24 protein-coding genes and 1 pseudogene are annotated in these 21,588 nt (G+C 65.7%); 9 read left to right on the top strand and 16 right to left on the bottom strand.

Translation table 11 applies throughout. The features are described 5' to 3' along the window. Positions 1 to 20 precede the first annotated feature (20 nt). From ACFXNW_RS23775 to ACFXNW_RS23765, 3 genes are all read right to left on the bottom strand, one after another. Positions 21 to 1,367: a diacylglycerol/lipid kinase family protein gene (locus tag ACFXNW_RS23775; RefSeq protein ID WP_379419970.1), complete on the bottom strand. Its 1,347-nt coding sequence runs from the start codon at positions 1,365 to 1,367 to the stop codon at positions 21 to 23. Between the two features lie 109 nt (positions 1,368 to 1,476). Continuing rightward, positions 1,477 to 1,794 carry an amphi-Trp domain-containing protein gene (locus ACFXNW_RS23770; protein WP_379419969.1) on the bottom strand — a complete coding sequence of 106 codons (318 nt, stop codon included), beginning with the start codon at positions 1,792 to 1,794 and terminating at the stop codon, positions 1,477 to 1,479. Positions 1,795 to 1,842: 48 nt separating this feature from the next. Continuing rightward, entirely contained in the window at positions 1,843 to 2,223 is a 381-nt protein-coding gene (locus tag ACFXNW_RS23765; RefSeq protein WP_379419968.1) for an SHOCT domain-containing protein, read from the bottom strand. Between the two features lie 413 nt (positions 2,224 to 2,636). On the opposite strand from ACFXNW_RS23765, the gene ACFXNW_RS23760 reads away from it, so the two are divergent. The 4 genes from ACFXNW_RS23760 to ACFXNW_RS23745 all read left to right on the top strand — a co-directional run bounded on the left by ACFXNW_RS23760 (position 2,637) and on the right by ACFXNW_RS23745 (position 6,776). Continuing rightward, a complete protein-coding gene (locus tag ACFXNW_RS23760; RefSeq protein WP_379419967.1) occupies positions 2,637 to 4,241 on the top strand; it encodes an MFS transporter in 1,605 nt (534 codons plus the stop codon). Between the two features lie 151 nt (positions 4,242 to 4,392). Further along, entirely contained in the window at positions 4,393 to 5,262 is an 870-nt protein-coding gene (locus tag ACFXNW_RS23755) for an SDR family NAD(P)-dependent oxidoreductase (RefSeq protein WP_379419966.1), read from the top strand. 33 nt (positions 5,263 to 5,295) lie between these two features. Next, entirely contained in the window at positions 5,296 to 6,147 is an 852-nt protein-coding gene (locus ACFXNW_RS23750; RefSeq protein WP_379419964.1) for an LLM class F420-dependent oxidoreductase, read from the top strand. Between the two features lie 188 nt (positions 6,148 to 6,335). Further along, entirely contained in the window at positions 6,336 to 6,776 is a 441-nt protein-coding gene (locus ACFXNW_RS23745) for an acyl-CoA thioesterase (RefSeq protein WP_379419963.1), read from the top strand. Positions 6,777 to 6,825: 49 nt separating this feature from the next. Here the strand turns inward: ACFXNW_RS23745 and ACFXNW_RS23740 are convergent. The 4 genes and pseudogenes from ACFXNW_RS23740 to ACFXNW_RS23725 form a co-directional block, all read right to left on the bottom strand. Beyond that, a pseudogene (locus tag ACFXNW_RS23740) lies at positions 6,826 to 7,995 on the bottom strand (transcription termination factor Rho, short form); the annotation flags it as partial. A gap of 285 nt (positions 7,996 to 8,280) precedes the next feature. Continuing rightward, positions 8,281 to 9,120, bottom strand: a complete 840-nt coding sequence (locus ACFXNW_RS23735) for a helix-turn-helix domain-containing protein (protein ID WP_379419962.1) — start codon at positions 9,118 to 9,120, stop codon at positions 8,281 to 8,283. Then, entirely contained in the window at positions 9,117 to 9,632 is a 516-nt protein-coding gene (locus ACFXNW_RS23730; RefSeq protein WP_379419961.1) for a DUF6879 family protein, read from the bottom strand. Before ACFXNW_RS23730 ends, ACFXNW_RS23735 begins: the two co-directional genes overlap by 4 nt. Beyond that, the gene (locus tag ACFXNW_RS23725; RefSeq protein ID WP_379419960.1) at positions 9,610 to 9,939 is read right to left on the bottom strand and encodes a hypothetical protein; all 330 of its coding nucleotides are present in this window, start codon (positions 9,937 to 9,939) and stop codon (positions 9,610 to 9,612) included. The genes ACFXNW_RS23730 and ACFXNW_RS23725 overlap by 23 nt, the downstream gene beginning before the upstream one ends. Before the next feature lie 214 nt (positions 9,940 to 10,153). Between ACFXNW_RS23725 and ACFXNW_RS23720 the strand changes: the two genes are divergently transcribed. After that, a complete protein-coding gene (locus tag ACFXNW_RS23720) occupies positions 10,154 to 10,480 on the top strand; it encodes a hypothetical protein (RefSeq protein WP_379419959.1) in 327 nt (108 codons plus the stop codon). 143 nt (positions 10,481 to 10,623) lie between these two features. Here the strand turns inward: ACFXNW_RS23720 and ACFXNW_RS23715 are convergent, their stop codons facing one another. Next, positions 10,624 to 11,010, bottom strand: coding sequence for a VOC family protein (locus ACFXNW_RS23715; protein ID WP_379419958.1), 387 nt, complete (start codon positions 11,008 to 11,010; stop codon positions 10,624 to 10,626). Beyond that, positions 11,007 to 11,294, bottom strand: a complete 288-nt coding sequence (locus ACFXNW_RS23710; protein WP_379419957.1) for an ArsR/SmtB family transcription factor — start codon at positions 11,292 to 11,294, stop codon at positions 11,007 to 11,009. The genes ACFXNW_RS23715 and ACFXNW_RS23710 overlap by 4 nt, the downstream gene beginning before the upstream one ends. A 171-nt stretch (positions 11,295 to 11,465) precedes the next feature. On the opposite strand from ACFXNW_RS23710, the gene ACFXNW_RS23705 reads away from it, so the two are divergent. Together ACFXNW_RS23705 and ACFXNW_RS23700 are read left to right on the top strand one after the other, a co-directional pair. Continuing rightward, entirely contained in the window at positions 11,466 to 12,128 is a 663-nt protein-coding gene (locus ACFXNW_RS23705) for a HEAT repeat domain-containing protein (RefSeq protein ID WP_379419956.1), read from the top strand. 15 nt (positions 12,129 to 12,143) lie between these two features. After that, positions 12,144 to 13,118 (top strand): MerR family transcriptional regulator, encoded by a 975-nt coding sequence (locus ACFXNW_RS23700; RefSeq protein ID WP_379419955.1) that lies wholly within the window; start codon positions 12,144 to 12,146, stop codon positions 13,116 to 13,118. Positions 13,119 to 13,322: 204 nt separating this feature from the next. On the opposite strand, the gene ACFXNW_RS23695 is transcribed toward ACFXNW_RS23700, so the two are convergent. Continuing rightward, positions 13,323 to 14,504 (bottom strand): NADH:flavin oxidoreductase, encoded by a 1,182-nt coding sequence (locus ACFXNW_RS23695; RefSeq protein WP_379419954.1) that lies wholly within the window; start codon positions 14,502 to 14,504, stop codon positions 13,323 to 13,325. Further along, positions 14,501 to 15,085, bottom strand: a complete 585-nt coding sequence (locus ACFXNW_RS23690) for a TetR/AcrR family transcriptional regulator (protein WP_379419953.1) — start codon at positions 15,083 to 15,085, stop codon at positions 14,501 to 14,503. Before ACFXNW_RS23690 ends, ACFXNW_RS23695 begins: the two co-directional genes overlap by 4 nt. A gap of 87 nt (positions 15,086 to 15,172) precedes the next feature. Between ACFXNW_RS23690 and ACFXNW_RS23685 the strand changes: the two genes are divergently transcribed. Beyond that, the gene (locus tag ACFXNW_RS23685; protein ID WP_379419952.1) at positions 15,173 to 15,469 is read left to right on the top strand and encodes a YciI family protein; all 297 of its coding nucleotides are present in this window, start codon (positions 15,173 to 15,175) and stop codon (positions 15,467 to 15,469) included. A gap of 45 nt (positions 15,470 to 15,514) precedes the next feature. On the opposite strand, the gene ACFXNW_RS23680 is transcribed toward ACFXNW_RS23685, so the two are convergent. The 3 genes from ACFXNW_RS23680 to ACFXNW_RS23670 all read right to left on the bottom strand — a co-directional run bounded on the left by ACFXNW_RS23680 (position 15,515) and on the right by ACFXNW_RS23670 (position 18,764). Continuing rightward, the gene (locus ACFXNW_RS23680) at positions 15,515 to 16,360 is read right to left on the bottom strand and encodes a 3-hydroxybutyryl-CoA dehydrogenase (protein WP_379419950.1); all 846 of its coding nucleotides are present in this window, start codon (positions 16,358 to 16,360) and stop codon (positions 15,515 to 15,517) included. Positions 16,361 to 16,665: 305 nt separating this feature from the next. Further along, positions 16,666 to 17,826 (bottom strand): hypothetical protein, encoded by a 1,161-nt coding sequence (locus tag ACFXNW_RS23675; protein ID WP_379419949.1) that lies wholly within the window; start codon positions 17,824 to 17,826, stop codon positions 16,666 to 16,668. Further along, complete coding sequence (locus ACFXNW_RS23670; protein ID WP_379419948.1) at positions 17,826 to 18,764, bottom strand: metal-dependent hydrolase; 939 nt, start codon at positions 18,762 to 18,764, stop codon at positions 17,826 to 17,828. Before ACFXNW_RS23670 ends, ACFXNW_RS23675 begins: the two co-directional genes overlap by 1 nt. Before the next feature lie 146 nt (positions 18,765 to 18,910). On the opposite strand from ACFXNW_RS23670, the gene ACFXNW_RS23665 reads away from it, so the two are divergent. Next, positions 18,911 to 19,543 carry a TetR/AcrR family transcriptional regulator gene (locus ACFXNW_RS23665; RefSeq protein WP_379420102.1) on the top strand — a complete coding sequence of 211 codons (633 nt, stop codon included), beginning with the start codon at positions 18,911 to 18,913 and terminating at the stop codon, positions 19,541 to 19,543. 25 nt (positions 19,544 to 19,568) lie between these two features. On the opposite strand, the gene ACFXNW_RS23660 is transcribed toward ACFXNW_RS23665, so the two are convergent. Together ACFXNW_RS23660 and ACFXNW_RS23655 are read right to left on the bottom strand one after the other, a co-directional pair. Next, positions 19,569 to 20,714, bottom strand: a complete 1,146-nt coding sequence (locus tag ACFXNW_RS23660) for an LLM class flavin-dependent oxidoreductase (protein WP_379419947.1) — start codon at positions 20,712 to 20,714, stop codon at positions 19,569 to 19,571. A gap of 155 nt (positions 20,715 to 20,869) precedes the next feature. Next, positions 20,870 to 21,517, bottom strand: a complete 648-nt coding sequence (locus ACFXNW_RS23655) for a TetR/AcrR family transcriptional regulator (protein ID WP_379420100.1) — start codon at positions 21,515 to 21,517, stop codon at positions 20,870 to 20,872. Positions 21,518 to 21,588 lie beyond the last annotated feature (71 nt).

Genomic DNA, 21,588 nt, shown 5'->3' with positions numbered 1-21,588 from the left:
GCAGTCGCACCCCGACGACATCATCGGCGCCGCTCACGCTTCGCCGAGGACAACGCCAACTGCCGCAGCCGTACCCAGTCCACCGGTCGCTTCGCCGGACGGACTCCGGGGCGATGGCGAGGCACCCGCACGCGCAGCGCCTCAGGTGTGATGGTGCACCGGACAGGTGTCGTGAGCATCAGCGCCTCGCCGTCGACCCCGACCGGGATTTCGGGAGCGTCGGCATCGATGAGGACCTCGAGGCCCGTGCCCTGGGTCAGGCCGCGCTGATGTGCGCGCCGCAAGAGGCCGACCGCTTGTCGTGCGCTGCTCACCGTTATCGTCACCACGCCGAGCATGCCGCGATCCAACCGTGCCCGATGTCCGAGGCCCGCCAGGTCATGGGTTTCATAGGGCCCGTTGCTCACCAGCACTGCCTGCGGTTCGACGATCGTGGCCCCGCCCGTGTGGGCGACCAGCTGTATACCGATGCGACCGTCGAGCATGTCGGGCAGCATCTGCAGAATCGTTCGGGCCTTGTCCTGCCGGTACGCCGGGCTCTGCACCACCTGGGCGTAGACGCCGAAGGAAGCATTGTTGACAAAGGTGCGCCCGTTGACCGTCCCCAGGTCGACACGCAGCTCGGTGCCATCGGTGAGCGCGTCCAGGCATCGGGACGGATCGGCGAGGTCCAGACCGAGATCCGCGGCGAAGTGATTGCGGGTCCCGGCGCTGATCACCAGGAACGGCAGATCGTGCTCGGCGGCGATACCCGCGACCAGGGCCTGCGTCCCGTCACCGCCTGCCACGCCCAGCAGGTCGGCGCCCTGTGCCACCGCATTCCGGGCCACCGCGTCGATATCGACCGTCCCGGGCCCTTCGAGCATGACCACCTCGGCGCCGAGCGCTTCGGCTCGCTGCTTCAGATCGAACTGCCCAACCTTCCCTCCGCCCGAGCGCGGATTCATCACCAGGAAGGCCCGCCGAGGTGGTGGCTGCGGCTGTTCGGGCGCGATCGCTTTCCCCCGGTCGTCGTCCAGTGCGGTCCGAGCGCAGGCCACGGCGAGCACCGCCAGCCCGAGCGCGAGCAGCACCGCCCACATCAGATGTACGCGAACAAGAACGGTGATGACGACCACCGGCGTCAGCACCATCACGCCCAGCGATATCCACCGGAGCGCGCCGCGGCTGGTGAGGAACCAGAACGCGGCGGCGATCCCCACCGTGAGCGCACCGGCGATCAGTATCAGCACCATCAGGGTGTGCAGCCCGGCGACCGCCACCAGTACCGCAGCCGAGCAGAACGCAGCCAGAAAAGCCGCCCGAGCCAACCAGCGCGAGCGGCTGTTCGCGGGTTCTCCCGGTTCGTACCCACGGTCGGGTGTCATTCCCGTACCTCGCTGAACAAGCGGAATTCAGGTCGACGACATCACCGGCGCGGCTCGCGACGTCGTCGGCCGAACGCGTGAAAGGGCACAGCGGGAGCGCACTCGACGATCACTTCGCGGTGGTCTTGCGCGGGCGTGCCTGGCGGGCGGGTTTGGCGCGAACCGGCGTCTCGGATTCGGCCGGGCTGTCGGCGCCGGACGGGCCATCGCGCCAGCTGATTTCGATCTCGATCTCGGTCTCATCACCGTCGACCTCGATCTCTAGCTCCCACCGCACCTGGTCGGCGACGTCGATCGAGAGCGTGTCGCCCTCCGAGCCGAGTTCGACCTCCGAGCCGCCTGCCAGGGCCTGCCCGAGTGCGATCAGCCGCTGCGACACTTCGTCGCGGGAGAGCGCGGACGTTCTCTTCAACTCCAACTTGGGCACGACGACTCCTGACCTCGGTGGTTCACCGCGACTGTCGCGATATCGGCGTCAGCTCAGCGCTTTCGCTTTGAGGATGTCGAACTCGGCCTGGGTGATGGTGCCCGCGTCGAGCATGGCCTTCGCGTCCGCGATCTGATCGGCAGACGACTTCCCGGCCACCTGCTGGATGTAACGGTCTGTCGCCTCCTTGGCCTCGGCCTGTGCTTCCATCTGCCGTTCGGCCATGCCGCGACCGCGGGCGATGATGTAGACGAACACCGAGATGTATGGCAGCAGGATCAAGAAGATGATCCATACGGTCTTGACGATTCCGGACATGCCGCGATCACGGAAAAGGTCCGCGATGACATGGAACAAGAGAATCAGGTAGGCGACGAACGCGAAAATGATCAGCGTGTACCACAGCAGTTCCCAGAAAGAATCCAACATGGGGTGACCATCCTTCGAAGCGGCAATCCAGCATGTGGGGTGCGTCGGTCCTGACCAGCGCTGACGTGCACGCCGGCCCGGATTACCTCCGCTTGTCGAGTCTAGGATTTTCGTGTGGGTCCTAGGCTCACCCGCTACGGGTGAGAAAGAGCCCGAGCCGTTGCCGGCGGACGCCGAAATCCGGCTCTTCCGGCGGTCGGAACTCCTGAATCAACCCAGCGTCGATATCAACCCGTGACCCTGAGCGGAGCCGTTGTCGTTTCGTGTGTTGATCTGTCTCAGTTGCGGGACAGACGATGGACGAGCGCCGGTTCGTCGCACACTGCCGTCCGACGAACCGTCCGCCCCGGGCAGGAGGCCGTAACTGGGCGGGTATGCGCCCAGGAGGTGGTCGTGATGTCACGGGCCGGCCGATGACCGAGGAACCGACGACCAACGATCCCGCACAGCGGGTGGTGGGCCAGAAACGCGTGCTCGCGCTGCTGCTGGCGATGGCAATGTTCGTGCTCGTCGTCGATACCTCGCTGATGAATGTGTCGATCTCGTCGGTGGTTCGCGATCTCGACACCACCGTGAGCGGCGTCCAGGGCGCGATAGCGCTCGAGGCGCTGGTCTCCGCCGCGTTCATCCTGATCGGCGGCAAGGTCGGTGATCTCATCGGTCGCAAACGCGCCTACGTGCTCGGCCTGCTCGGTTACGCGGTCGGGGCGTCGGCGATGGCAGTCGCGCAGAGTCTGTTCGCGATCATCATCTTCTGGGCCCTGCTCGGTGGGATCGGCGCGTCCCTGTTGTTGCCCGCCATGCAGTCCCTCATCCACGGCAACTTCGAGGGCGCGGCGCAGCAGAAGGTCTACGCCATGGTCGGGGCGGCCGCGGCAATCGCCGCTGCCGTGGGACCACTGCTCGGAGGTTTCATCACCACCTTCCTGTCCTGGCGGGTCGGTTTCGTCCTCGAGGTCGTCGTCATCGCGATCGTGCTGTCCGGCATCCGGCTCGTGCGCGATGTGCCCTACGCCGGACCTCGAGGTGTCGACGCGGTGGGCGCTGCCCTGTCCGTTCTCGGCATGGGCGGAATCGTGCTGGGAATCCTGGTGTGGCAGGAGGGCGGCGAATCGGTCGGAGCACTCATGGCGCTCGGTGCGCTTGCCCTGGCCGGCCTCGCCTACTGGCTCGTGCGGCGCAAACGCGCGGGCAAACCCGGCCTGCTGGACCCGGATCTGTTCCGCTCCAAGGCCTTCAGGCTCGGTATCTCCGGGCAGATGCTCCAGCAGATCGCCCTCGGCGGCATCATGATCGCGCTGCCGATCTACTTGCAGATGGTGCTCGAGTACAACGCGATGCAGGCAGGGCTGTCCCTCGCCCCGCTCTCGCTGAGTATGTTCGCAGTGGCGGTTCTCGCGGGCAAAAAAGCAGGAGATCGACGCCCCAGCAGCATCATCCGCTGGGGATTCGTGCTCTTGACGATAGGGATCGCGGCGCTGATCCCGATCGTGCCGCTGGCGCAGTTCGGCTGGGGGCTGGTGATCCCACTCGTGGTGGCGGGATCAGGATTGGGGCTGTTGGTATCTCAACTCAACAACTACACGCTGGCCCCGATCGAGGAGGAGCGGATCAGTGAAGCCGCAGGCGTGAATTCGGCGGCGGGGTCCTTCGGGTTGTCCTTCGGGCTGGCGTTCGCCGGCGCCATCATGCTGGCGACGTTGTCCATCACCTTCACCACCATGGCGCAATCGAGCACCGTGCTCCCGCCCGCCGAACAGCAGCAAGTGGCGCAGGTACTCGAAGACGACGCAGAAGTCATGAGCAACACCCACCTCGAACAACTAGTCGTCGACCAGCCCGCGGCGATCGAGGACGAGATCATCCGCATCAACACCGACGCACGACCCATCGCTCTGCAGGTCGCACTGCTCATTCCACTGCTCGCAGGACTCCTCGGCGTAGTCACTGCCATCCGCATGGCGCGCACCTCGGCATCCGCACGACAGAGATCCGGCGAGGAGCCAGATGCGCACTGACACGCTGACGCTCACCGTCGCGTAGCTGTTCGCATCTTTCATGGCCGAAGGTCGTCTCCCGTCCACCGGGACATGGCGCACGCGGCATCCGGGGAAACCGGTTCAGTAATCGGATCTAGGCCGCACCTTCGGGTGCGGTGTCCGGCGGCGGATGGAGTGGACTGTGGGTTCGGAACGGATCGTTGTGGTCACCGGAGCGAGTCGCGGCGCGGGGAAGGGCATCGCGTTGGCGTTGGGGGAGACCGGGGCCACGGTGTACGTCACCGGTAGGACGCGGACCGAGGGCGATGCACCGCTACCCGGCACGGTGTTCGCGACGGCCGAGGAGATCACCCGGCGCGGCGGACGCGGCGTCCCGGTGGTGCTCGACCACAGTGACGACGCGCAGGTCGAGGCCTTCTTCGCTCGGCTGCGAGATGAGCACGGGCGCCTCGACATCCTGGTCAACAACGCCCTGACGATTCCCGATGGGCTGACCGATAAGGGCCCGTTCTGGGAGAAGCCGCTGACGCTGCTCGACCTGCTGGATGTCGGCATGCGCTCCAGTTATGTCTCCAGCTATTACGCGGCGCCGCTGCTGGTGGCCAACGGGTCAGGGCTGGTGGTGAACACCTCGTCGTTCGGCGGCACCTGCTACATGCACGGCCCCGCGTACGGTGCGGGCAAGGCCGCGGTGGACAAAATGGCCCACGATATGGCGGTCGACTTCCGTCCCCACAATGTCGCGGTCGTCTCGATATGGATGGGTCTGCTCAAAACCGAGCGCACGCTTGCCGGATTCGCGGCGGACCCGGGCGCCTATGAGGGGTTGGCGGCGACCGCCGAATCGCCGGAGTTCACCGGCCGCGTCATCGACGCCCTCACCCGCGACCCCGAGTTGATGAAGCGCAGCGGGCAGGTGCTCGTCGGTGCAGAGATCGCGCAGGAACTCGGCGTGCAGGACACCGAAGGGCAACGTCCGCCGTCGCATCGGCCGTTCCTCGGTGATCCACCGGTGTTCTCCGACGCGGTCATCGACTGATCCCGGCACCCCTCGACTATCGGTAGGAGCACCATGAAGTTCGGTCTGTCGCTGTTCACCAGTGACCGCGGAATCTTCCCGGCCGACGCCGCGAAATCGGCCGAGGACAACGGTTTCGATACCTTCTACGTCCCCGAGCACACCCACATCCCGGTGGCCAGGACCTCCGACCACCCGGCCACGGGCGACGAGACCCTGCCCGACGACCGCTACATGCGCACACTCGACCCATGGGTAGCGCTCGGCGCGGCGGCCGCCGTCACCACCCGGATCGGGCTCGGAACCTCGGTCGCCCTTCCCCTCGAACACGACCCCATAGCCCTCGCCAAAACCATTGCGACGCTTGACCATATGTCCGGTGGTCGGGTCGTCTTCGGCGTCGGCTACGGCTGGAACCTCGAAGAACTCGCCGATCACGGTGTGCCACCGAACAAACGGCGCACCGTGCTGCGCGAATACCTCGAAGCCATGGGCGCGCTGTGGACCGAGGACGAAGCAGCCTACGAAGGCGAGTACGTCCGGTTCGGGCCGAGCTGGGCCTGGCCGAAGCCTGTGCAGCAGCCACGTCCACCGATCCTGGTCGGTGCAGGCGGCACCGAGAAGACCTTCGCCTGGATCGTGCGCTCGGCCGATGGCTGGATCACCACACCCATCGAGCAGAATATCGACGCCGGGGTGCGCCGGCTGGAGAAGATGTGGCGCGATGCAGGCCGAACCGGCGACCCGCGGGTAGTCGTTCTCGCCGACGAGCCAGACCGCGAGAAGCTGAACCATTGGCGCGATATCGGCGTGGCGGAAGTGGTGTTCTCGCTGCCCGACGCCGACACCGCCAAGGTCCGGTCGTTCATCGCCGGGCTCGCCGAGAAACTGGAGGGGCAGGGCTAGCCGACAGCCGCGCGTGCTGCGAGGCCCCCAAGCCTCCCGGCGTCGTATTCGGCGATCGCCACCCGGATCGCTGATCGTCGCCCGCCTCCCATTCACCGGGAGGCGGGGACTCGGGGCGGGTGGGGGACAGGTGTCATGGGGGGTGGGCAGCTGGGTCAGCTGTGTCCTCGTCGTGGAAGGGATCGCCCGTGGAGTCGAGCAGTAGCAACCTGAGTTTTCAGATCTCCTACGGTGACTGTGACGCCGCGGGGATCGTGTATTTCGCGACGTATTTTCGGTGGATGGAGCGGGCGTACACGTCGTGGTTGTTCGCCAACGGGATACGTGGGGGAGAGCAATCGGAGGATCTCGGTGGGTTGGCTGTCGGTGTGAGCACCGGGGCCGACTACCTGCGGATGGTGCGGGTATTCGACATGCTCGATCTTCAGGTGGTGCTCGACCGTGTCGGCACCAGTTCTTACACCTTGGGCTATGAATTCACCCGCGGCCAGGAACTCGTCACCCGGGGCCATATCGTCTATGCGTTCCGGGACCACGAGTTCGGGAAACAACCACTGCCGCAGCGGCTTGTAGAGCTCTTGCAGACTCTCCCGGAGTCGCGGCACGAGTTTCGGCGGCAACCTGCCTGAGCGGCGGCTGCGTGGAGGAATCCTGTCCTAACCGATTGGGCTACCGGTATCAGCCGGCGGTGCGGATCTGGGTCAGGAACTCGTGGTTGGAGTCGGTTTGGACGAGGCCGGTGAGTAGCAGCTCGAGGGATTGCTGGGAGTCGCGGCCCGAGAGGGTATTGCGAAGCGATCGTGTCGCGACGAGCTCATCAGTGGACAGCAGCAATTCCTCCTTTCGTGTGCTGGATCGGTCGATGTCGATCGCGGGGAACAGACGACGGTCGGCGAGCTTTCGATCGAGCTTGAGCTCGGCGTTTCCGGTCCCCTTGTATTCCTCGAAGATCACGGTGTCGGCAACCGAACCGGTTTCGACCAGGGCAGTGGCGATGATGGTGAGCGAGCCGCCGTTCTCGATATTGCGGGCGGCGCCGAGAAATCTCTTCGGCGGTGCGAGCGCCCCGGCATCGACGCCACCGGAAAGGATACGACCGGACCCGGTGGCGGCAAGGTTGTAGGCGCGAGCAAGGCGGGTGAGCGAGTCCAGCAATACGACCACGTCACGACCCATCTCGACCAGCCGTTTGGCATGTTCGATCGCCAGTTCGGCGAGCGCGATGTGCTCGCGGGCAGGTTGATCGAAGGTCGCGGCGGCAACCTCTGCAGGCACCGCACGAGACAGGTCGGTCACCTCTTCTGGGCGTTCCCCGACCAGCACCAGCATCAGCTGGCATTCCGGATGATTCTTGGCGATGCCATGTGCCACGGATTGCAGCACGGATGTCTTGCCCGCCTTGGGCGGCGCGACGATCAGCGCGCGCTGACCTTTACCGATCGGCATCACCAGATCAGTGACGCGAGTGGTCATTTCATGCCGCTCGGTCTCCAGTCGTAGGCGATCCTGTGGGTAGATGGGGACCAAGTCCGAGAAGTGTGGTCGTGCTGCGGCATTGCCAGGCGGCAGTCCGTTGACACTGTCGACGCGAACCAGCGGCGTGAGCTTGACGTCCTCGCGCTTGGGTCCGACCGCGCCGGTGACGGCATCGCCACGGCGCAGACCGTATTCGCGGATCAACCGCGCCGGTACATGGGCGTCGCGAGGGCCGGGAGTGTAGCCGTCGACTTGCAACGTGGCGTGCTTGTCGGTGATGTCGAGGATGCCGGTGACCGAGGTCGAACCGGGCTCTTCGGTTGTATTGTCTTGGAGTTGGATAGTGTTGTCTTGCATGGTGTTTCTCCTGCGAAGTGATGTGAGAATGTAGAGCCGCGTCGATGTCGCGTGCTGCGAATGACGGCTGAATGCGTTTACGCGCGATGTGGCTGGAATCCTGTTGGCCGATCACGTCGTGGTGCGCGGAAGGCCGCCGTGGTGAATCTGAGGCTCTTGTGGGAGGGGACGTCACCTGCGTCCACAAGATGGAGACACGCCTACAGTAGCGGCACTAGGCATAACACGCAACAGGGGCCGGTTCATTCCGGTGATGCTGAAACGTCACCCGCGCCAACCCGGCAGACCTGTCCGCCGCCGTCACGAACCGTTTTCGCGCCGTTCCAGTTCGGCGGCTATCAGCGCTCGAGCGGCGCCACCGTGCACGGCCTGTTCGGTCAGGGCCGTGAATACCTTCTCGTAGAGGGCGATCTCACGGGGTTGGGTAATGGCGGTCTCGGCGGTGATGGTCTCCACAAGTACCTTCCGCCGGTCGTAGAGCACGAAGTCGGTGGTACGACGGAAGAACGCACTATCGGCGGGGACGATGCCGAATACCAGGCGGGGTAGGTCCATCAGAGTGAGCACATGATGCAGCTGAGCGGCCATCACCTCGTCGGAGCCGACCGTGGTTCGTAGCGCCTGTTCGCCGATCAGTAGATAGATGCGGTGGCGACCCTTGTGGAGGACCCGTTGGCGTTCCATTCGTGCGGCCACGGCCTGATCGAGGTCGCGGCTGGTTTTGAGGAATGCCATGCCGGCCGCCATGAGCGCGCGGGCATAGTCGGCAGTCTGTAGCAAACCGTGGAAGACTTGCGGGTCATACCCGCGCAGGAGTTCGGTCCGTTCTTCGATTCCGTTGATCTGGCGTTGGTGGCTGGTGTAGCCGTGCCCGACGATACGTCGCCACTCGACCCAGGCGGCGGAGATATTGCGCACCGTGGCCAGAAGGTCCGGATATTCATCATCGGCTCCCGTTATGCGGCACCAGACCGCGAGGTCGTCCTCTGATGTCGACTGGGCGCCGTTCTCGATGCGGGAAACCTTCGCCGGATGCCAACCGGCCTGCTCGGCGAGTTGATAGCCACGCAGGCGCGCCGCGACCCGTAGCCCACGCAGGCGGGCTCCGAGATCACGGCGCGCTTCCCCTACATTGGTCACGTCGGGTATGCGGTATGTGGGATGGCTTTGCCCCACAGGTCGTCTCGCCGACGTGCGTAGTGCGCGACTATCGCCGGATCGGTGGTCGTCACCCAGCCGGGCAATGCCGCACCGTCGCCCGTGAACACGGTGTAGGCGGCCATATCGTCATCGAAGAGCCACCAGTCGTCATCGGGTAGATCGGGCGGCGCGTGCTGGCGTGGCAACCATCGGATCTCCTCGCCCACTTCGAGATTGGCGGCGGTAGTGGCGAGCGAGAATCGAGCGTATTCGCCAGGTGGTTCGGCGATCAGTCGGACTCGCTGCACCGCGCAGCCCGCCGCGGTCACTTCTCGCATGAGCGTGTGCCAACTTGCGCTCGCCTTCGGATCTTGTGGTTCCCCGGCGAGGAAGCGCCGCACGCGGTCCGATTCCCCGGCTACTCCGCTGTAGTCGTCGCGCACCTCCAGATGGAACGCCCGGCGGTGGTGACGGAAGGCATGGGCGAGGTCATCGAATGATAGGTGCCGCATCTCGTCTCCGCTCCGTCCCGATTGTCACCTCCACTGCGGATTCGTGCTCGGGCAGCCGAATCTGCTCCAGCGCCTCGGTATCGGTGACCGGATCGCCGGTGAGCATGAATGTGCCATGGCCGGTGTCGCGAAGCAACGCGCCGAGGCAGGTTCGCGGCTCCAAGTGACGGATCAGCCGATGCGGAATTTCGATGGTGTCGGGGGAGTCGGTGCTCCATCCCTGCACGACATAAGTCCTGCGATCACTGCGGAACAAAGTGGGACTCTGTCCATCGGTGCTGTCGCCGCCGAGTCGTTCGAGCTTCATGGTTCCTCCCGTGATGTGCGTGAGCATCCATCTTCAGCTTTCCGTCGATACGCCGCGCCGAAATCGAGCGCAATATGGCGCAATTTCCTGTCGGCCGTGAACTGAGCACTCGTAGCGTGCTTTTCAGCCCCGCCGCCCGGTTGAGATCTGGCTGAAGCTCCGATGACTCCCTGGCGGCGGGTGCTGACCAACGACACAGATAAGGGCGGTGCATATGGCGGTCGGGGGCACAGCAGCGATCGGTGTGATTCGCCGTGGAATACCAGGCGGGGCGGCCGACCTGTCCACGCTGGCGCAGTCGCATGGCTGCGATCTGCGGTTCACGGTCATTCTGGATGTCGGGCCGCTGGTCGCCGGGCTGGTTGTCCGGCAACACATCTACGAATTCTCTGCGGTCGCCGTTGTGGTGCCCGGGTTCGAGCACGTCGACTCGGTGCGGCATGTCGTGACCGAACTCGCCGCACTGATCACGCCGATGCAGCTGTATCCACGTGGGTACCGGTGGGCGGTGCTCCCGGACGCTGGTCAGGCGCGATCATGATCGACGCTGCGGTTCTTGGCGCTCTGGTGGTCGGGCTGATCGGCTTGACCGCGTGGCTGTTCTGGCCTGAGCGAGACGAATGAGCATCTGGCTCCGATGAGTATCGAGATAGACCGCATCGCCGGGCGTCGAGCGACCCGCGCTCAGCTCGGGGTGACGATCTGGACCAAGTTCCCGCAGGTGTCGTCGAACACCGCGGTGGTGACGGGACCCGCCTCCATCGGCTGCTGGGTGAATATCACGCCCAGGCCACTGAGGCGCTCAAACTCCGCCTGGACGTCCGGAACCTGGAAGGAGACCGCCGGGATACCGTCGGCGACCAGCCCTTCCTTGTACGGCTTGACCACGGGGTGGCCGCTGGGCTCGAGCAGGAGTTCGGTGCCTTCTGGGTCCTCGGGGGAGACGACCGTCAACCAGCGAGCCTCGCCGAGGTCGACGTCGTGCTTTGTGATGAAGCCGAGGACGTCGGTGTAGAAGTCGTGCGCCTTCTTCTGGTCGTCGACGAACACGCTGGTGATGTAGATCTTCACGTTGGCTGTCCTTTCCTGGTGGCCGGCCACCGTTCGTAGATGGCGGCCAGGGGAGTGGTGTCGAGGTGATGGAACTTGTAGCGGCCTTGCTTACGCGTCGTGATCAGCCCCGCATCCTCGAGCACCGCCAGATGCTGGGATACGGCCTGTCGAGTCAGGTTCAACTGATGCCGATTGGTGAGCCGGACGCATATCTCGAACAGGGTCTGCCCGTCGCGCTCGGTCAGTTCGTCGAGAATGGTCCGCCGTGTGGGGTCGGCGAGGGCCCTGAAGATATCGCCCATGGACCGAAGATAGGCAAGTGGCGGCTTGCCTGTCAAGCGGCCTCGCGGATATGGATGTCGATGCGTCATTCGGCGGTTTCGATACCGGCGTGCACGGCGCGCCGCGGAGCTCCGTGACCTCACGACTTGACCTTGACACTGTGATAGGGACTTGAGTGGTCGGCGAAGGAGGTGGTTGTCGTGAATACAACCAACCATGAGGTGGATGCTCGCCTCGTCGAGGCTCTTGCCGGCCCCGATTCGTCGGCAAGGTTGCGGGCTGCGCTCTCGGCGGGCATGCGCGGCGATCCGCGTCTCACCGAGACCTTGGTTGCGCGGTGCGCGGTCGAACCGGACTTTTTCGTCCGGGACATGCTGACCTGGTCGTTGTGCAGGCTGCCTGCCGAGATCACGGTGCCGAGGCTGCTCGCCGAACTCGGGTCCGACACGGTGCAAGCCCGCAGTCAGGCGCTGCACACCTTGTCCAAGATCGGTGATCGGGGCGCCTGGCCTGCGGTGTCGGCACTGCTGCACGATGAGCACGACGAGGTCGCGCTCAGCGCGTGGCGGGCAGCCACGGTGCTGGTTCCGCCCGGCGAGGAGGGCGAACTCGCAGGCAATCTGGCGACTGCCCTCGGCCGCGGTGACCACCAGGTGCAGCGAAGTCTCAGCCGAGCCTTGGCGGCACTCGACGAGGCCGCGGCACCGGTGCTCGATGCTGCGATGGCGCACCCCGATCCACGGGTTCGCGCTCATGCCGAAGCCACCGAGCGGCTCCGTCTCGATCCCGACAGCGGGTTCACCCTGTCGCTCGAGATGGCCAAGCGCGTCGCTGCCACGGGCCCGGACGCATAAATGGAAGGCGACGGAATGTTGATCGGTGAAGTCTCGCGGCGCTCCGGCGTCAGTACCCGCATGCTGCGTCATTACGACGCACTGGGCCTGGTGACACCGTCGGTCCGCACGGCGGGCGGCTACCGTGAGTATTCCGCCGACGACATCCGTCGCCTCTTCCATGTCGAGTCTCTGCGCACCCTCGGCTTATCGCTGAGCGAAGCCAAGCGAGCGCTGGACGAGCCCGGCTTCACACCCACCGACCTGGTGGGGCAGTTGATGCGGCAAACGCGCGCACGGATCGCCGCCGAGGAGGAGCTGCTCAGAAAACTCGAGCAGGTCGACGCGGCCGCGCCGGCGCAGTGGGGCGAGGTGATGAGCATCGTCACCCTGTTGCGCGCGCTCGAATCGGAATCCGGCGCCCACCGTCAACAAGCGGTGCTCACCCACGAGGCGTCGCTGCCGATCGATGCGCTGGTGGAGGCGGCGCTGTCGGAGGAAGACCTGAATGTCGCAGGCGCGCTGCGATGGTCGTTGGCGAGAGCGGCAGGCGAAGGGTTGACGGATTTGGCCGCAGGCCTGGATTCGCCGAGGGGTGAAGTCCGGCGCCGTGCGACGATCGCGATCGCGGCCGTGCCCACCGCGGAAGCAACGGCGCTGCTGCGCAGAGCGCTCGACGACCAGGACGTGACGGTGCGCGACCGCGCGGCCCTGGCACTCGGCTCCCGCCGGGTCAGCGCCGCGATACCAGCACTGCTCGCGATGGTCGTCGAGGGCCGCTCCGATATCGAGGCTGCCGAAACGCTGGGCCTGCTGGAAGACGCGGCCGACGATATCGTCCGCGCCATGCGGGATCGGCTCGACAACACAGACGATGGGCCGACCCGTTTGCGGATCACGCAGGCGCTCGCCGAAATCCCCGGCGTTGCCGCGCGGGAGGTGCTCACCGAGCTGACCGGCGATGCCGATCGGACGATCGCGGCGACGGCTTCCGCAATCCTGCGATACTGACGCACTGGCGAATCGTCCTGTCCGAGTTACGGTCCCGAGTGCGGGCATGCTGTGATCGTGCACGTGGGGTTCGTCCAGATCGCGCCGAGAGCACTCGGCTCTTGATGAGGCGGTAGGCACGCTGCGCTGCGATTCACCACCTGGCTTCGTGAGGCCTACTCGGACGGCGTCCACTAGCAGGATGTTTGCGACGCCGGAGGGCGATCAGGTCAGGGCCGGCTCATCGGGTCGCGCGAGTACGCAGGTGGTGCGGCTGAAGATCGATGGCATGCACTTGTTGCAGTGCGTACACAGCGACGGCGTGTGTTCGTTCTCCTGAATGCGGAGAAGGAGATCGGGCTGGCGCAACAGGGCGCGGGCCATGGCGACGAACTCGAACCCTTCATTCATCGCCAGCTGCATTGTTTCCGCAGTGGTGATACCACCGAGCAGGACCAGAGGCATGTTCAGTTCGTACCGGAACTGGCGGGCCAGGTCGAGCATGTACGCCTCGCGGTAGGGATATTCGCGCAGGAAGAAGCGTCCGCCCAGGCGCATTCCCCAGCTCATCGGGCCGTGAAAGGCTTTCGCGAAATCCTTGCGTGGGGCGTCGCCGTGGAACAGGTACATCGGGTTGAGCAGGGAGCTGCCGATGGTCAGTTCCAGCGCGTCGAGGGTGCCGTCTTCCTCGAGCCAGCGCCCGATCTGCAAACTCTCCTCCAGATGGAGACCGCCGACCACGCCGTCGTCCATGCTCAGTTTCGCCAGTACGGCGATCCGGTCGCCGACCGCGTCGCGCACCGCTGCGGCCACCTCTCGAGCCAGGCGTGCGCGATTGGCGAGACTGCCGCCGTAGCTGTCGCGTCGATGGTTCAGCAGCGGGCTGAAGAACGAACTGATCAGATAGTTGTGCCCGAAATGTAGTTCGACAGCGTCGAATCCGGCTTCTTCGGCGGTCAGTGCTGCGTCCGCGAAGGCACGCACCACACGCTGTAGTTCGGCCGCGTCGGGCCGGACGGTGCGCGCCATTCCGAGGGGGCTGAACATTCGACCCGGTGCGAGCGCGGGTAGCCGGTTCGACGCGGCGTTGGCCACCGGTCCCGCATGCCCGATCTGCGCGCTCGCGGCGGCGCCTTCCGCGTGGATGGCCTCGGTGAGTCGCCGCAGGCCGGGCACTGCTTCCGGCCGCATCCAGATCTGGTGGCGGTCGGTGCGTCCCTCCGGGGAGACGGCACAGTACGCCACGGTCGTCATCCCGACACCACCTGCCGCGGGCGCGCGGTGGTACTCGATCAAGTCGTCGGTGACAAGCGCGTCGGGTGTGCGGCCTTCGAATGTCGCGGCCTTGATCACCCGGTTGCGCAACGTGACGGGGCCGAGCCGGGCAGGGCTGAAAACTGTGGTCATCGGGACTCCACTGGTGCGGACAAACCCGCGGTCACGAACGCATGCAGCGTCGTCACCGCGCGGGGGGACAGGAGGTGGTCGCCGGCGAGCGGTGCGCCGAACTGACCGAGGATCAGATCGAAGGCGAGCATCCAGCGCCCCCGTGCCTCGTGATCCGGCATATCGGGATGCTGTCGGCGCAGTAGATCGACGAACGGGTCGAGGGAGAACCAGCGGGCGGTCCAGCCGATATCGTGCCGACCGAGTACCAGCCGCGACAGCAACCGGATGTGTAGCCGTCCGATCGGATCTTCGGCCAGCGTCGCCAGCGGATCGATCACCGCGGATACGCATTCCGCGACCGTCGCGTCACGGCCTTCGAGGCTGTCCATCGATGATTCCCACAGTGGACCGAGCCGACTCTGCAGCAGCGCGGCAACCAGCGCTTCCTTCGATCCGAAGTGGTAGTGCACCGCGGCCGGGTTCGCCTCGGCCGCAGCACATACCGCCCGGATCGATACCCGCTCGTAGCCCGACTCGAGCAGCAGCCGCTCGGCGGCCGACAGTAGCCGCTCGCGGGTGGTGAGTTCAGCTTGTCGCACACAGCTAGTAGAACACGTTTCAATCGGTGATTCAATCACTGATCGAACGGTGGGTTCGGTACGGAGCCCGACGGTATCGACGCCGATATGGCCGAACATGCCGCCCTGATAACGCAACTCGCCGACGACGGTCGCCTGATCCACTGCTCGCCACTGACAGAGCCGGGGGACGCGCTCACGGTCGCGGTGCGTGACGGCGCCGTGGAAATCGGCCCGGAGCCCGTCGCGGACGGCGGGTCCCATCTCGCGGGCTACTACCTCGTGCGCTGCCGCAGCCGGCAGGAAGCGATAGATATCGCCGCCCGGATCCCCGACGCCCGATCGCATCATGTCGTCATCCGAGCCTTGATGCCGCTGGCCGGAGTCAACGACACCGTGTCATGAATCGCACCGGCCGGGCCGCTCGAGGCGGCCCGGCCTGACGAGACGTCAGTAGGTGTAGAAACCTCGCCCGGCCTTGCGACCCAGGTATCCGGCGTCGACCATGCGACGCAGCAGCACCGGCGGCGCGTACTGGGGCTCGCCGAATTCGGCATACAGCGATTCCGCCACCGCGAGGGTGACATCGAGTCCGACGGTGTCGGTCAGGCGCAGCGGACCCATCGGGTGCGCGCAGCCGCTGACCATGCCCTCATCGATGTCCTCGGCACTCGCGAACCCCGTCTCGAACATGCGAATCGCATGACACAGGTAGGGGATCAGCAGCGCGTTGACGATGAATCCGGCCTGATCCTTCGATTCGATCGTGCGCTTGCCGAGCACGTCGCGGGCGTAGGCGGTGACTGCGTCGGCGACCTTCCGATCGGTCTTCAGCGTCACCACGACCTCGACCAGCGGCAGCACCGGAACCGGGTTGAAGAAGTGCAGGCCGACCACACGCTCCGGGTGCGCCGTGGCATTGGCCAAACGGATCACCGGGATGGAGGAGGTATTGGTGGCCAGGATGGTCTGCGGCGACACGATGGCGTCGAGCTTGGCGAAGAAGTCGGCCTTGAGCGACTCGATCTCCGGCGCCGCTTCGATCACCAGTTCCCGATCGGCGAAGTCGCCGATATCGGTGGTCAGGACGATCCGCGCCCGCGCCTCATCGGCCGCCGACTGCTCCAACCGCCCCGATTTCACCGCGCGCGCCAGCGACTTCTCGACCCGTTCCACGGCGGCGTCGGCTGCCGCGCTGTCGCGCTCCAGAATCAGGACCGATCCGCCCGCCCGCGCGGCCACCTCCGCGATGCCCGCACCCATGGTGCCGCCGCCGATCACGCCGATCAATTGCATTCTCGATCTCTCCTCGTCCTCAGATGTCTCGCAGCCATCATCGTCGACCGGGTCGGCCTACCATCGGCTGGGCGGGCGTTGTGAGGTCGGGTGGGCTCGGCCCGGTGGCCCGGGCTGGGAGCCTCACCAGTCGGTATGGGCGGCCACGGTCTGGCACATCGGACGAACCCCCGGGCTGACCGGCGATCGAAAGGCCGCGCCGCCGTTCATATCGCCGTTGCGGCTCATTCGCGCGAGGAAAGTCGTGAACTCCCGCCGCGCCCGAGGCGAGACACGTCGATGAGGGTCTCGCCCCGGGGCGACGGCTACGGAGCGGTGGATGCTGCCGTTTGCGTGACGGGTGCGGCGTCGTCGGCGTCCGAGCCGCCCCGTGGGACTGTGAACGTCGCGAGCACTGCCGCGATCGCGACGACGAAGCAGGAGATCGTGTACCAAAGGTTGCCGAGGGGGTCGCCGTTCGCGGTTACTCCATCTTCCGCCGCGAAGAAATCGGGAAGCGCCGTGGCCCAGAGCAGTGCCATCACCGCCAGGTAGATCAGCGCGTACCACTGCACGAGGCCGTTGCGGTAGGCACGCACCTCGGAGGTCCCCGCGCGCAGTGCCGACCACTGGCGGACCGTCAACACCACCGCAACCACCGACAGCACGACAAGCTCCGCCGCGTACAGGAATCCGCGGACGGTGTCGCTGCCCATCCCGAAGACCGTCGCGGGAAGCGGAAGCACGAAGGTGCCCACCGAGGCGAGTAGTCCGATCACCACGGTGCGCCACACCAGCTGCAACCCGGTGAAACGCGTGCCCGCGTCGACGTGGCGGCCGACGAAGTACTGCACGCACAGCGCCAGCGACATCGGCCACAGGGCGGCGAAGACGACCACGCTCGGCAGTGGCACCGAATCGAACATCGGCTGGTTGATCGGATTGTCCACCGACCACTCCCACCAGCGCAGCTGCGGGCCGATCTGGTCGAAGATCTCGTAAAAAGCGTGGTGCACGAAGCCGACGCAGACCGCCCCGAGCAGCACTCCGTAGCGACGGAAGATGCCGAGCATCCGGACGAGTTCGAAGGCAAGCGTCGCCATCAGTGGATAGATCGCGATGATGTAGAGCGGGAGCCTGCCCCACATGAAATCGACGGTGAACACGTTGTGCGCGAACATCGTGTCGACGTGTTCGGCGATACCGAACGCCGACGGGAAGTACAGCGGCGGTTCGATCACGAACAGGTAGGCGGTGGCGCCGAACCAGAGCACCAGATTCGTCGGATCACCGTGCCTGCGGAGCCGCACGATCGCGTAGATCAGTGCGAGCACCGAGCCGAGCACGATGGTCAGCTCCAGTACCGGCAGCGTCCAGTTCTCCAGTGCGGCCGGGTTGCGGAACTCGACCAGCCCGCCGGCCTCCTCGCACGAGAACCCCAGTCGCGTAGCGAGATCGGCGAAAGTAGGTGTACACAGATCAGACATCAGTTCACCACCGATTCCATCGGCTGGTCCTGGTCCGCGGTGTACCAGCGAGTGCAGTCGTAGCCCGCGTCATAACGCTCGAACCACCTACCGGCGAGCGCGGGCAGGTTCTCATGTGTCGGATCGTGCTTGGGCATCTGACTGCGGAAGACGCCTGCGAGGGCGGTGAGCTGCTCCCGGCGCGAGAGTCCGTCGAACGCGCGCGGCATGGGGCCCTTGGTGAGGTACGGCGCGAAGGTTGTCAGCACCTTCTGCTTCGCCCGGTGCCTGGCGAACATCGCCATCGCGTCGACCTTCCGGTCCGCGAGCGGGACATGCTGATTGAAGCCCGCGCAGGCGATCCGGATCACCTTCATCACGTGCGCGAAGATCGACGGCGCCATCCGCATGCGGTAGAGCTCGTCTCCGACAATGGAATTGAACAGAATCAACGCGGAGCTGCGGTGCTCGACCTCCTCCACGAAATGCCAGATGAACAGCGACGCCACCCGATCGTCGCCCGGGCGGAACAGCGTCGCCTCGTTGTCGAGCATCAGCTTGAAGACCGGGGTGAAGGTCGCTTCGAGGTCGGCGGTGTAGGCGAGCCGGTAGTTGTGCGAGGTCGCCTCGGTGAGCAGGTCGAACTCGCCGATCACCGCGTCGAGGGTGTTCTGCAGCCCGGGATATTGCTTGATCAGTGCCTTGACGTGCTGGCGGTGGGCGGTCGAGTGGTGACCTTCCTGGCGCATGAACGCCGTGGCTTCCTCGGCCACTTCTGGGTCGGTGAACACGGGCTTGAGCTGCATGATCAGCTTCACGATCATCTTCTCGAAGCCCACTGCCAGGAACGACACCGCATTGGACATGCTCGACCAGGCCGGGTTCTGCGGGTTCCACAGGAACGGGACATCCGCGTCGTCGAATCCGAAATCCATCTTTCGGGGCTGAAGGTTGGTCACAGTGCGTTACCTCGCGTCGGGAAAGTAGGGCTGTCGTGTGCGTGGGGAAGCACACTGACAACGCACCATACGCATGTGCTGCTGCTTGTATGATTACTTTCGGCGAGAACGACCGGCACCTGCTGCGCAGTGGTAACGTCCGCCCGGTGGCGCGCAGACGTGGGTGGGGCGGGACCCCGCCGAAGGATGACGAGGAAGCGCACCGGCGCATCGTCGCGACCGCGGTCGAATTGATCGGCCGGACCGGCGCGGCCATCAGCATCGCCGACGTCGCCGAAGCGCTCGGCGTCATCCGCCAGACCGTCTACCGCTATTTCCCCAGCTCCGACGCGCTGATGACGGCGGCGGCGATCGCCTCGGTCGACGGTTTCCTGGACCGGTTGACCGTGCACGTCGCCGGCCTCGACGACCCGGTCGAGGCGATGACCGAAGGCGTGGTCTACACCCTCACCGAAGTCCGCCGCACCCCGCACCTTGGCATCCTGCTGTCGAACTCGTACGCCAACGTCGACCCCGACAGCCTCACCTCGGTCCAGGCCAAAGCCTTCGGCATGACGATGATCCGCCGCTTCGACGTCGACTGGGACAAACACGGCTACGACGACGCGGCCCTGCACGAACTCGTCGAATACGTCCTGCGGACGATGCACTCGTTCTTCGTCTCCCCGGGCAACCCACCCCGCACCGACGACCAGCTGCGCGCCTACCTACGCCGCTGGATGGGTTCGGCCATCGCCGCCCAGAGTGAGTTCTCGGCGCGGACCGAGCCCAGCACATGATCGCGTTGCGCGGGGAAACCGGTGGTCACAACCGGCGCACCCCGCGCAAGACCTTCGCAAATGACGCCGCGGTCCGCAGGCCTGTGCTGAGCCTGGGATGACTTGCGCCGAGGTCGAGCATCACCGCGTAGGTCAGGCCGTAGTCGCGGCGTTCGGCGATCTGGTCGCAGACCTCCGCGGGTGTGCCGGCCACAAACGCGTCGTACAGCAGTGCTTCAGGCGCGCGTTTGCCGTACTCCAGCGCGGTCGCCTCGTCGATGGTTTGCGGGAGAATGTCCTGTGCGCCGGAAAACGTCGGGCCCAGTGGATGCTCGACACCGTGGCGTGCCCACAATTGCGCCGAGGCGGACAGCGCATAGGCGCGGATCATCGGAGAGTTCAGGATCTCCTCGACGATCGGCCGTGATTTCGCGGTGACTACGAACATCCAGCCTGCCGCTCGCACTGCTGAGGGGTCGCGACCTGCGTCCGAAGCCGCGGACCGGATCGTATCGAGTTTGTCGCGGTAGTCGGTCAGGCTGCTCGGGAACGCCGGTAGCCAGGCGTCGGCATAGCGGCCGGTCACCTTCAGCATGCGCGGCCCATGTGCACCCATCCACAGCTCTGGTCGCGTGCCGCGGTGCGGCGGGAGCGCGAACACCGCGTCACGTAGCGGAAAGAACTCCGAGTCGCGGGTGATCGGGCTGCCGTCGGACGCCCACAGCGCGCGGATCGTCGCGATCGCTTCTTCGAATCGGGCCACCGGGCGCGACCAGTCGATGCCATAAGGCTCGTTGTTCTCGCGCTCTCCTGGCCCGATCCCGAGTATCGCGCGACCACCGCTGAGCAGGTGCAATGTCGCGGCGGCCTGCGCGGTGACGGCGGGATGACGGCGACCGGTATCGGTCACCCCGACGCCGAGGCGCAGCCGGCCGAGTCGGTTGCGGGCCGCGGCGTAGCCGAGCATCGTCCATGCTTCGTAGTAGGCGTCCGCTGCGGGGGCGACCCGCGCGGCGCCGACGTGGGTCGGCGTCCACACCGAGGAGGGGAACAACCCGATCAAGTGGTCAACGGCCCACAGAGAATCGGCGCCTGCGGCGGTAGCCAGGAATTTGGCGTTGCGGTGGGTGAAGTCCGCGACGAACCGACTGTGCAGGCCCGGATCGACGACTCCGGTTTTGATTCGCGCCATCAGCGGCTCCCGCAACTCGACGCATCCGTACAGATCTGCCGTATATACCGAGTCAACTCTCGACTGAGACTACGAGCCGACCGGCGGTGGAGTGCGGCGCGGTGACACACGAGATGCGCAACGGAGACAATGCCGAGATCTCCGGATCTGCGCACCTACTGGCCGCCGATGAGCTCCGCGGGCAAGAACATCGTCCCGAGTTGGGCCGCGATCGCGCTGGTGTGCTCGACGATGCGGTCGGTGTCGACGTCGAGGACGCCGGTGCGCCAGGCCGACAGCAGTTCGATGAAGCCGCCGATACCGGCCAGAGTGCTCATGCGGATGGCGGTCTCGTCGACGCCGGGGCGCAGGTAAGGCCATGCGGTGGCGATGAGCAGGTCGGTGGCGTCGGTGAGCATCGTTTTTCGGCGCTGTTCCAGGACTGCGCTGCCTGCATGGTCGGCCAGCAGGATTCTGGCGTGGCCGCGCGGATCGGATTGCAGCTCGACGGAGCGGGCGATGGCGGCGCGCATGATCTCGAGCGGCGTGCGGTCGGCGTTCTCGGCGACGACGCTTGCCAGCTCGGCGAACACTTCCGCGCACACTTCGTCCCAAACCACGGCCAGCAATTCGTCTCGATCTGCGAAGTGCTCGTAGAAGTAGCGGTCGTTGAGCGAGGTGCGCTGGCAGACCCCGCGCATGGTCACCGCGGCCCACCCGTTGTCGATCCAGATGTCGAGGGCGGCCTCGACCAGGCTGGTCCGCCGCTGTGCTCTGCGCTCGTCGGTGGTCAACCCACCCCAGGTCCGTGCCGGTGCGCGCACATCCATGGTTGACAAAGTACTCCGTCGCGAGCCTAATTGGTGTCAGGTGCGGCCAATGGTGGCAGTTGCCA

The organism is Nocardia sp. NPDC059180 (assembly GCF_042754945.1).
GTDB lineage: Bacteria > Actinomycetota > Actinomycetes > Mycobacteriales > Mycobacteriaceae > Nocardia.
This window is presented reverse-complemented; position numbering and strand designations above follow the sequence as displayed.

Coding starts and splice junctions, on each gene's coding strand:
- ACFXNW_RS23695 (WP_379419954.1), bottom strand. CDS start 14,504: ATGACCACAGTTTTCAGCCCTGCCCGGCTCGGCCCCGTCACGTTGCGC.
- ACFXNW_RS23660 (WP_379419947.1), bottom strand. CDS start 20,714: ATGGCGCGAATCAAAACCGGAGTCGTCGATCCGGGCCTGCACAGTCGG.
- ACFXNW_RS23675 (WP_379419949.1), bottom strand. CDS start 17,826: ATGTCTGATCTGTGTACACCTACTTTCGCCGATCTCGCTACGCGACTG.
- ACFXNW_RS23720 (WP_379419959.1), top strand. CDS start 10,154: ATGGCGGTCGGGGGCACAGCAGCGATCGGTGTGATTCGCCGTGGAATA.
- ACFXNW_RS23760 (WP_379419967.1), top strand. CDS start 2,637: ATGACCGAGGAACCGACGACCAACGATCCCGCACAGCGGGTGGTGGGC.
- ACFXNW_RS23680 (WP_379419950.1), bottom strand. CDS start 16,360: ATGCAATTGATCGGCGTGATCGGCGGCGGCACCATGGGTGCGGGCATC.
- ACFXNW_RS23700 (WP_379419955.1), top strand. CDS start 12,144: ATGTTGATCGGTGAAGTCTCGCGGCGCTCCGGCGTCAGTACCCGCATG.
- ACFXNW_RS23755 (WP_379419966.1), top strand. CDS start 4,393: ATGGAGTGGACTGTGGGTTCGGAACGGATCGTTGTGGTCACCGGAGCG.
- ACFXNW_RS23750 (WP_379419964.1), top strand. CDS start 5,296: ATGAAGTTCGGTCTGTCGCTGTTCACCAGTGACCGCGGAATCTTCCCG.
- ACFXNW_RS23725 (WP_379419960.1), bottom strand. CDS start 9,939: ATGAAGCTCGAACGACTCGGCGGCGACAGCACCGATGGACAGAGTCCC.
- ACFXNW_RS23685 (WP_379419952.1), top strand. CDS start 15,173: ATGGCCGAACATGCCGCCCTGATAACGCAACTCGCCGACGACGGTCGC.
- ACFXNW_RS23710 (WP_379419957.1), bottom strand. CDS start 11,294: ATGGGCGATATCTTCAGGGCCCTCGCCGACCCCACACGGCGGACCATT.
- ACFXNW_RS23775 (WP_379419970.1), bottom strand. CDS start 1,367: ATGACACCCGACCGTGGGTACGAACCGGGAGAACCCGCGAACAGCCGC.
- ACFXNW_RS23765 (WP_379419968.1), bottom strand. CDS start 2,223: ATGTTGGATTCTTTCTGGGAACTGCTGTGGTACACGCTGATCATTTTC.
- ACFXNW_RS23730 (WP_379419961.1), bottom strand. CDS start 9,632: ATGCGGCACCTATCATTCGATGACCTCGCCCATGCCTTCCGTCACCAC.